This is a genomic window from bacterium, from assembly GCA_036524115.1.
GTDB lineage: Bacteria > JAUVQV01 > JAUVQV01 > JAUVQV01 > DATDCY01 > DATDCY01.
The window spans coordinates 1-9226 of sequence record DATDCY010000015.1 but is presented as its reverse complement, the minus strand read 5'-3'; the positions used below and the strand labels follow the sequence as shown (position 1 = coordinate 9226).

General features: G+C 71.4%; 6 protein-coding genes. All 6 read left to right on the top strand.

Annotated elements, in window-relative coordinates; all coding sequences use genetic code 11:
• The first annotated feature begins 93 nt into the window (after window positions 1–93).
• Entirely contained in the window at window positions 94–2115 is a 2022-nt protein-coding gene (locus VI078_00920; GenBank protein HEY5997851.1) for a diguanylate cyclase, read from the top strand.
• A 64-nt stretch (window positions 2116–2179) separates the two neighbouring features.
• Window positions 2180–5329: an ATP-binding protein gene (locus VI078_00915; protein HEY5997850.1), complete on the top strand. Its 3150-nt coding sequence runs from the start codon at window positions 2180–2182 to the stop codon at window positions 5327–5329.
• Window positions 5326–6135, top strand: coding sequence for an XrtA/PEP-CTERM system exopolysaccharide export protein (locus tag VI078_00910; GenBank protein HEY5997849.1), 810 nt, complete (start codon window positions 5326–5328; stop codon window positions 6133–6135). The genes VI078_00915 and VI078_00910 overlap by 4 nt, the downstream gene beginning before the upstream one ends.
• 25 nt (window positions 6136–6160) lie before the next feature.
• Complete coding sequence (locus VI078_00905) at window positions 6161–7252, top strand: polysaccharide biosynthesis/export family protein (GenBank protein HEY5997848.1); 1092 nt, start codon at window positions 6161–6163, stop codon at window positions 7250–7252.
• Window positions 7249–8640: a hypothetical protein gene (locus tag VI078_00900; protein ID HEY5997847.1), complete on the top strand. Its 1392-nt coding sequence runs from the start codon at window positions 7249–7251 to the stop codon at window positions 8638–8640. The genes VI078_00905 and VI078_00900 overlap by 4 nt, the downstream gene beginning before the upstream one ends.
• Window positions 8641–8748: 108 nt before the next feature.
• Window positions 8749–9226, top strand: a 478-nt coding sequence (locus VI078_00895) for a Wzz/FepE/Etk N-terminal domain-containing protein (protein ID HEY5997846.1), incomplete at its 3' end; no start/stop codon positions are given.

The following is a 9226-nucleotide window of genomic DNA, read 5'->3' as shown; positions in this document are numbered from 1 at the left end:
TTCTTGTCGCGCGTTGCTATCAGGTTACGACGGCATGGTTATTGCTTTGGGGATTGGCGTGGGAACTCGCATGACGAAAGAAGGCGCGTGACGATGCCGTTGACACGCAGCGGTGCCGCGGGCCGGGTCTGGCGCGAGTTTCAGTCGGTGTTCTCGGAGTTCTCCGGCCTGTCCGTGCAGACCTTCGACGCGAAGGGAGCGCCCGTCCAGCCGCTCCCGGTCCTGCCGCCGCTCTGCGCGTTCCTTCACCGACAGCCGGAGACGCTGGCCGCGTGCCAGAAGGACTGCTTCCGCAAGGCGGGGACGTGCAGGGAATCCCGGCGGGTCCTTGCCGCGCGGTGCTACGCGGGCCTCAGCTACCGCATCGTCCCGCTGCGGCGGCTCGGCAAGCCGCACGCCGTGATCATCGTCGGGCGGGCGCTCACCGAGGTGCTCGGGGAAGAGCAGCGCCGCGGCTTCATCGCCCGGTACCGCCTGTCGAACCAGGCGTTCCTCGAGAGCCAGGCCGGGGTGCGATCGCTCGGCGCCACCGAGCTCGACCGCGTCGCGTCGTTCGTGCGCACCCTGGCGACCGGTTTCGTCGCGGCGGACTCCCGCCTGCAGCACCGTCACGGGCTGCTGGCGCGCCGCGGCGAGTTGCTCGACCTGGCGCGGCGGGCCGCCGCCTTCCACCAGCGCGGGCCGGGTGAGGTCCGGGAGCTGCTCCAGTCCCTCGCGACCACGTTCGGCGCCGCGGGCGCGGCGCTCCTGCTGCCGCTGGAGGGGGCGGACGGGCACGAGGTGCTGGCATCGGTCGGCCTCGGCGAGGACGGCCTGCACGCGCTCGCCGAGCAGGACTGGCGGTCGCGCTTCGCGCAGGCGGGGGACACCACGTTCCTCGCGTACGAGCGCCGGGAGGAGATGATCAGGGCCGGCTTCGATGTGCCCCAGGGCGCGCTCGCGGTGCAGCGTCTGACCCACGGGCCCTGGGACGTGGGCTACCTCGCGCTGGCCGGCGCGACGCTCTCACGCCGCGAGCGCGACCTGCTGGCGTCCGCCTCGGAGTTCCTCGTCGCGCGCGTCGTGCACCGGCACTGCCGGGAGCTCGCCGTCCAGCGCGAGCAGGAGTCGGATCTGCTCGGCAGGCTCGCGGAGAAGTGCCTCACGGCGCGCAGCGTGGACGAGATCCTCCCGCTCGCCCTTGATGCGGCAATGCGCGGCCTCAGGGCGCGCCGCGGCTCGATCCTGCTGGCCGAGGAGCGCGGCCGGATCACCGCGCGCGCGCTGCGGGGGGACCACGCGCCGATCTCCGCCTCCATCGAGGTCCTGCCCCCGGGCTCGATCTCCCACCGCGTGTTCCACGACCGGAAGCCGATCCTCATCCACGACATCGACCGGGAGCCGCACCTCAAGCGCGAGCGCGAGTACCCCTACTCGTCGCGCTCGTTCGTCTCGGTGCCCCTGCGGGACGACGGCCACGCCCTGGGCGTGCTGCACCTGACGGAGCGCGAGGGCGAGGAGGCGTTCACGCCACGCGACCTCGCCTGGCTGGAGCGCCTGAGCGTGCAGGCCTCGGGGGCGATACGCAAGGCGCGCCTCGAGCAGGAGGTCGAGCAGCTGCGCGTCGCCTGCGTGACCGACCACCTCACGGGCGTCCACAACCGGCGCTATCTCGAGGAGCAGCTGGCGCTCGAGCTGCAGCGCGCGCAGCGCTTCGGCCAACCGCTCACCGTCGGCATGCTCGACCTGGACGATTTCAAGGCGCTCAACGACGAGCTGGGTCACGAGTCCGGCGACCGGGTGCTGCGGGAGGTCGCCGCCGCGGTCCGGGCTCAGTTGCGCGCCGTCGACGCCATCGCCCGCTACGGCGGGGACGAGTTCGCCGTGGTGCTCCCCGGCACCGGCGAGCGTGGCGCGGCGGCCATCGCCGAGCGCATCCGCGCGCGGGTGCAGGCGGTCCCGCTTCCCGACGGCGCCTCCTCGCGCGTCTCGTGCACCGTGAGCATCGGCCTCGCCGTCACCCACGGCGCAGCCGAGTCGGCCGCGGACCTGCTCCAGCGGGCCGACCAGGCCCTCCTGCAGGCGAAGCGGGGGGGACGGAACACGGCCCTTCTCGCGCACGGCGTTCCCGCGTAGGACCCGGAGCCCGCTCTCCGGCGTTCCTCGAATCGGCCAGAGCCGTCCTGTATAATCCCGCGCCGTGGCGAAGATCGCATTCGGGCACGCCGTCGAGACTGTCGGGAGTCCCTTCGAGCGCGGGCGGTCCGCCGCCCGCGAGGCGCTGTCCCAGATCGGCAAGACGCCCCCCGCCCTCGTCCTGGCGGGGGGCGTGGAGCAGGAGCACGCGGCGGAGGTCCTCGCCGGCATCCGCGACGTGCTCGGCGAGTGCCCCCTGGTGGGTCTCGCCGGCGGCTCCGGGGTGTCCGCGCAGGGCTGCGGCGTCCAGCTCTTCCTCGTCGGCTCGCAACACCTGCGGGCGAAGGTCGGCGTCGGCTCGCACGAGGGCTGGTCCGTCGACCAGGAAGTCCGGGAGGCCTTCAGGAACTCCTTCATCGCCTCGCCGATGCCGGGGCTGCCCGCCTACGCGCCGGAGCGCAAGCTCTACCACTGGTACCTCTACCGCCAGCCGTCCCTCGTGCTCGCGCTGGTGGTCTCGCGGCCGGGGGACCGCCGGACCCGCGAGGGCCACGTCGCCTCGTTCCTGCGCCGCCGCCTCCAGGGACGTACGCCGTTTCTTCTGCTCTCGCACGTAACGGAAGGGGCTTCCCCGGCGGCCCTCGCGGACGGGAGCGTCGTCACGGGCGGCGTCGTCCTGACCATGATCAAGACCGACCTCAAGTTCTCGCTCGAGCGCTTCCATTCCTTCGAGCCGCTCGGCTCGAAGCTCTTCGTCACCAGGGCCGAGGCCGACCGCATCATCGAGTGCAACGGCCGGCCCGCCGTCGAGGCCTACCGGGAGGCGATCGGTCTCGACGCGACGCTTCCGGCCGGCCCTGGAGGGGGAGCGCAGCCGTTCGCCCTCTACCCGCTCGCGCACCGCAGCCGCGACGGGCGCTTCAAGCTGCTCGTGCCCGAGGGGGTCGAGCCTGACGGGAGCCTGCGTTTCCCGGCGCCGGTCGAGCCCGACCGGGTCCTCTACCCGATGAAGGCCGTCCCCTCGACCGATCTGTGGCGCGCACCCGGGCTGGGAGCGGGCTTCCCGCGGCTGCCGGAGGCCCTGGATGCGGCGCTCGTCATCAGGAACGCGGGGCTGCGGGACCTCCCGAGCGCACTGCCGGTTCTCGAGCGCGGCGGCGATTCGCTGCGGCCGATCGAGATCTCCTGCAGGCAGCCGATCCTGGCCAGCGTCCTGCCCGGGGACGTCGAGGCGGAGTCCGGGCATCTGCTGCTCGCGGTCCAGAGGGAACTGGAGCCCTTTGCCGTGGCCGCGGCCGAGAACGAGCGGCTCCTCACCGAGGTGATGCAGCTCAAGGACCTCCACCAGAAGATCTTCGACGGCATCGGCTACGGCATCGCCGTGATCGACGTCTCGCGCCGCGTTCTCTTCGCCAACAACACCTACCGCCAGATCCTCGCCGGATCGGGCGAGGCCCCCGGCGCCGGCGGACGGTGCTCCTGGATGGAGGAGGACGCGCCGGTCTGCGTCACCTGCGCCGCGCAGGAGTCGATCGCGCGGGCGGCGGCGCAGACTCGTGAGGTCGTGCGGCCGGAGGCGGGCAAGCCCCACTGGTACCGCATCGACACCTTCCCGCTGCGTGACGGCGAGGGCGTGGCGACGGCGGCCATCGAGGTGATCCGGGACGTCACCGCGTTCAAGGACCTGAGCTCCTCCCTCGAGAGCGAGCAGCGCAAGATGGAGGCCGTCCTGCGCGGCATGGGCGAGACGCTCTACATCGTCAGCCGGAAGTTCGAGCTGCAGTTCTTCCACCGCGGGGCGTTCCCCGTGGCGGCCGAGACCAGCGCCGCCTCGCGTCGCACCTGCTACCAGACGCTGTTTCAGCGGGACATGCCCTGCCCGTGGTGCAGGATGCCCGAGACGGTGGTCTCCGGGGGCATCGAGCGGCGCGTCGCCCACGTCGACGTCGACGGCGGCGAGGACCGCGTCTATCAGATCACGTTCTCGCCGTGGGGCGTCGGCCAGTCGGAGGAGGCGGCCGTCGTCTGCCTGCTCGTCGACATCTCCTCGCAGAAGCGTCTCGAGCAGCAGATGGTGCAGTCCGAGAAGCTCAACTCGCTCGCGATCCTCTCGGCCGGGATGGCGCACGAGCTGAACAACCCGCTGGGCGCCATCAACTTCAACATCGAGATCCTCAAGCGCCGCGAGAAGGACCGCGACTCCCAGGAGGTGCTCGAGAGCATCCGCAAGGACGTGCTGCGCATCAACCGCATCGTCGGCAACCTGCTGTCGTTCTCGCGGAGCAAGTCGATCTCGACCGGTCGCGTCTCGCTCGTCGAGGTGATCGAGGCGTCGCTCGAGCTGTTCCTGGTGGTCATCGAGCGCCGGCGGATCGAGGTGCGCAAGGCGTTCGCGCAGGGGCTGCCGCCGGTCTGGGGCAACGCGCAGGACCTGCAGCAGGTCTTCGTCAACCTCATCGCGAACGCCGTCGACGCGATGCCCTCGGGCGGCGCGATCGACATCGAGGCCGCGCTCGACGATTCGCCGCGCGAGGGCGCCGCGGCGGCCGGCATCGCGGTCGTCTACGACAACGCCGCCGACCTGGCGTTCCTGCGCGGGCTCATGGAGGTCCCGGGTTGGGAGGTGCGCTTCTTCCGGGGCGACGAGGAGGCCATCGACTTTTTCCGCCAGGGCCAGGCCCCGCCTCCCGACGTGCTGGTGCTCGACTACGCCGACGGCAACGCCGACCGCGTCGACTTCTTCGTCCTCATGGTCCGCGAGTGCGCGCCCGAAGCGCGGATCCTCGTCGTGTCCGGGCCCGACGCCGCCGACGGACGGCTGGAGCGCACCGCCGGCATCGCGGGGCTGCTGCCGCGCCCGCTCGCGGCCGGGCACGTCATCGAGCGCGTGCGGGCGCTGCTTGCCGGCATGCAGGCGCAGCGGCGTCACGGCGCGGACCTGGTCGTTCGCTTCTGCGACACCGGGGTCGGCATCCCGCCGGAGATCGCGGAGAGGATCTTCGACCCCTTCTTCACGACCAAGGAGACCAAGGGCACGGGGCTCGGGCTCTCGGTGGTGCACAAGATCCTCGAGAACCACGGTGCCTCGATTGCGGTCGACAGCACCCCGGGCAAGGGGACGTGCTTCACGATGGTGTTCCCCCAGTCCCAGGGCGGCGCGGGGATGACGTTCCGGATGGAGGCGGAGGACGCCGGGGGGAGGATGATCCAATGAGACGGTTGGCGGTCACGGCGCTTGCGCTCTGCGGTCTGGCCCTGGCGGGCCCCGGCGGTTTGTCTGCGGCGCAACCCTACCTGATCGGCGGCGGCGACGCGCTCCAGATCAACGTCTGGAAGAACCCGGAGCTGAGCCAGACGGTCACCGTGCGTCCGGACGGGATGATCACCCTGCCGCTCGTTCGGGACATCCCGGCCAGCGGGCAGACGGCGATGGACCTGGGCAAGGCCATCGAGTCGCGCCTGTCGGCGTTCGTGAACGCGCCGAACGTCACGGTGACGGTGATGACCGCCGCGAATTACCGCGTGTACACGCACGGCGCCGTGGCGAACGGGATGTTCCCGCTGGCGGCGCCGGTCAACGTCCTGCAACTGCTGGCGCGTGCCGGCGGGCCGACGGCCGAGGCGGATCTCTCCGGGGCGTTCATCCTCCGCCGCGGTGCGCGCATCCCGGTCGACCTCGAGCCGCGGGCCGGGGGGAGCGCGACCCCGGAGTCCTACCCGGAACTGGAGCCGGAGGATGTCCTTGTCGTGCCGTTCCGGGACGCGACCCGCCGCGTCCTGATCGCGGGGGAGGTGCGCACGCCGAGCAGCATCCCCTTCAAGGATGGGATGACGGTGCTCGACGCGTTGGTGGCCGCGGGCGGGGGCACCGAGTTCGCGGATCTGGGGGCGGTGCGCATCGTGCGCGCCCGGGGCGAGCGCCGCGAGGTCGAGGTCAATCTGGCGCGGATGCTCAAGAAGGGTGATTTGGCGAGGAACCTGGCGCTCGAGCCCGGGGACATCGTCGTGGTCCCGAGGTGAGACCGTGCGCATGCGAGGAGGGAGCGTGAAGAGGCTAGCCGGAAGAGCGGTCGGGGTGGTCCTGGCGCTGGCGGTCCTGGCGTGGCGCGCGCCCGCCGCGGCGGCGCCGGCGGAATACGTCGTCGGTGGCGGGGATGGCCTCCAGGTCACCGTGTGGAAGAACGTCGACCTGAGCCAGGCGGTGACCGTCCGTCCCGACGGGAAGATCACTCTCCCGCTCATCGGGGATGTGCAGGCGGCCGGTCTCACCGCGTTGCAGATCGCGCAGGCGCTCGCCGAGAAGTTCTCGTCGTTCGTCAACGCGCCGAACGTGACCGTGACGGTCACCGCGGCCACCGGCTACCGCGTCTACACGCAGGGGGCCATCGCCAACGGCATGTTCACCCTCGTCGCGCCGATCACGGCGCGGCAGCTGCTGGCCCAGGCCGGGGGGGCGACGCCGGAGGCGGACCTGTCGCGGGCCTACGTCCTGCGCGGGAGCGAGCGGGTGCCGGCGAACCTCTCGGTTGCCGCGGGCGGGCAGGAGTCCGGCGCCGGGCCGCTGCTCGCGCCCGGTGACATCCTGGTCGTCCCGGTCCGGGAGGTGACGCTCGGGCGCGTGCTCGTCGTCGGCGAGGTGGCGCAGCCGCACGCGCTTCCCTACCAGGACGGCATGACGATCCTCGACGCCTACCTCGGCGCGGGGGGCGGGACCGCGACCGCCGATCTCCGGGGCGTGAAGATCGCCCGCCAGCAGGGCGGGGGCGGAAGCGTCGAGATGGCGGTGGACCTCGAGGCCGTGCTCAAGCAGGGCGCGCTCCAGCAGAATGCCGTCCTCGCGCCGGGCGACATCGTGATCGTGCCGTTCAAGCAGGCGCCGGAGCGTGTCCTCGTCGTGGGCGAGGTCCGCACCCCGCAGACGCTGCCGTACCGCGAGGGGCTGACGGTGCTGGACGCGTTCGTGGCCGGGGGAGGGGCGACGGACTTCGCCGACCTCGGCGCGGTGAAGGTCGTGCGCCCTGCCCCGGACGGGAAGAAGACGGAGATCAAGGTCGACCTCTCGCGCATCCTCAAGCGCGCGGACCTCGTGCAGAACGTCGCCCTTGCCCCGGGGGACATCGTCATGGTGCCGCGGTGACGGGCGCCCGAGCCCTCGGGCGGGCGGCGGCCGTCCTTGGCGCGCTCGCGATGCTCGCCGCGTCCGCGTCCCCCGCGCGTGCCGTCGTCACCTACGACTTCTCGCTCGGCGGGCGGGCGATGAACACGGACAACCTGCATCTGGACCACGAGCCCCTGGCGCCGGGCGAGCGCGCGCCGGTGCACGAGACGATCTACGCCGCGGTCCCGGCACTGGCGTTCCAGTGGACCCAGGGCCGGGACAGGCTTGCCCTCGACACGCGCGGCGAGTACTGGGCCTTCACGGGCGACGAAGAGATCGACCCGATGTGGATCCCCAACCTCACCGCGGACCTCGTGTGGCGTCGCACGGCGCCTTTCTTCCTGGAGGCCGAGGGGGTGAGCGAGCGCGTCCCGAGCACCCAGGACCGGGAGAGTCAGTCCGTCCTCGACGAAGCTGACAGGACCTTCGTCCGGGTGCGCAGCGGCCTGTCGTGGGAGCGCGGTGCAAACCGGGTCGTCGAGCTGGCCTACCACGGGGAGCTCGAATACTTCTCGGGCGGCCATCCGGGCAGCGACGACCGCGTGGCCAGGCACTACGCCGAGGGCATGGTGCGCCACCAGTGGAGCCCCCTCTGGTGGACCCAGATCACCGGGCAGTACGGCCTGATCGATCAGCGGCTCGCGGGGGACTACACCGAGATGAGGGTGGCCGGTTCAGTCGATTATCGCTTCAGCGAGCGTCTCACGGCGCGGGCGCGCCTGGAGTGGGTGCGCGACGACTACGATGCCTTCGCCGCCCCGGACGACGGCGAGGAAACGCCTGCGCACGAGACGACCTCGTTCCTCAAGTCGGCGGAGATCAGAGGTCAGCTGGAGCGCGACGGTTTCTGGACGCTGGGCTACGAGGACCGTCTCGAGGCGCAGCCAGACGGGGACACCCTGCAACTCGGGCGGGCATCCGGCAGCGCGCGCATCCGCGCCCGCCTGGGCAGCGAGGTCGGCGGCGAGCTGTGGCACGAGACGCGCGACTTCAGGGAATCGGGCAGGGATGAGACGGACTGGGGGCCGACGCTCCTGGCGCGCTGGGCGATCGCCCCCTGGCTCGCGCTCGACCTGGGAGGGAGCTGGACGAGGGCTTCGATCCAGGAGCCCGGCGTCGTCGAGATCGTCGACAAGACGGGCCGTGCCGCGGCAGCGCTCGTGGTCCTGCTCGGCCGGCATTTTGTCGCCGAGGCAGGGTACTCGTACCGCACGAACGACTCCACCGACGACACGCGTTCGTACACCGCGAACCTGTACTACGCGGGCCTGACGTATCACTTCGCGATCCTCGCGCCGGGGACCATCCCCGCGTCGGAGGTGCGGCGGATGGCCTCGTCCGACGACACCCTGGCGGGGCGACGTTGAAAGCGCCGGCCGCGTGTGGCACAGTGCGTCGACCCTCTTGTTCGTTGGACCGGGTGGGGCGCAGGTATGTGCGGGGCGTGAGGGCCGGCAGCGGGGTGGACGGGAACCGTGGCGAGCGCTGAACTGGAACTGCTGAGGAAGATTGGCCGCCATGCCTGGCGACGGGCGTGGTGGCTTGTCGCGCTCCAGCTCGGGGCCACGGCGGCCGGTGCCGTCGCGCTCAAGTACCTCCCGAAGAAGTACGAATCGACGACCACGATCCGTGTGGAAAAGAGCCAGCTGATCAACCCGCTCACGCGGGGGCTGGCCGTGACCTCGGAGATGGAGGACCGCCTGAGGGGCATTCGCGAGGAGGTCCTCAGCCGCGACTACTTCGAGAAGATCATCGTGCGGCTCTCGCTGCTGCCGCCGAACTCCTCCCCGCTCAAACGGGAGGGACTGGTGCAGGCGATGATGGCCAGCACGACAATCGCCTCCAGACCGCGCGAGACCGACACCTTCCAGGTCACCTACGCCGGGGACGACCCGAAGGAGGTCCGCGATGTCACCAACCTGCTGGCCGGGATCTTCATCGAGGACAGTCTCT

What these genes read in the sequence shown, in the direction of transcription:
- VI078_00920 (HEY5997851.1), top strand. Translation starts at nt 94, where the DNA reads ATGCCGTTGACACGCAGCGGTGCCGCGGGCCGGGTCTGGCGCGAGTTT.
- VI078_00910 (HEY5997849.1), top strand. Translation starts at nt 5,326, where the DNA reads ATGAGACGGTTGGCGGTCACGGCGCTTGCGCTCTGCGGTCTGGCCCTG.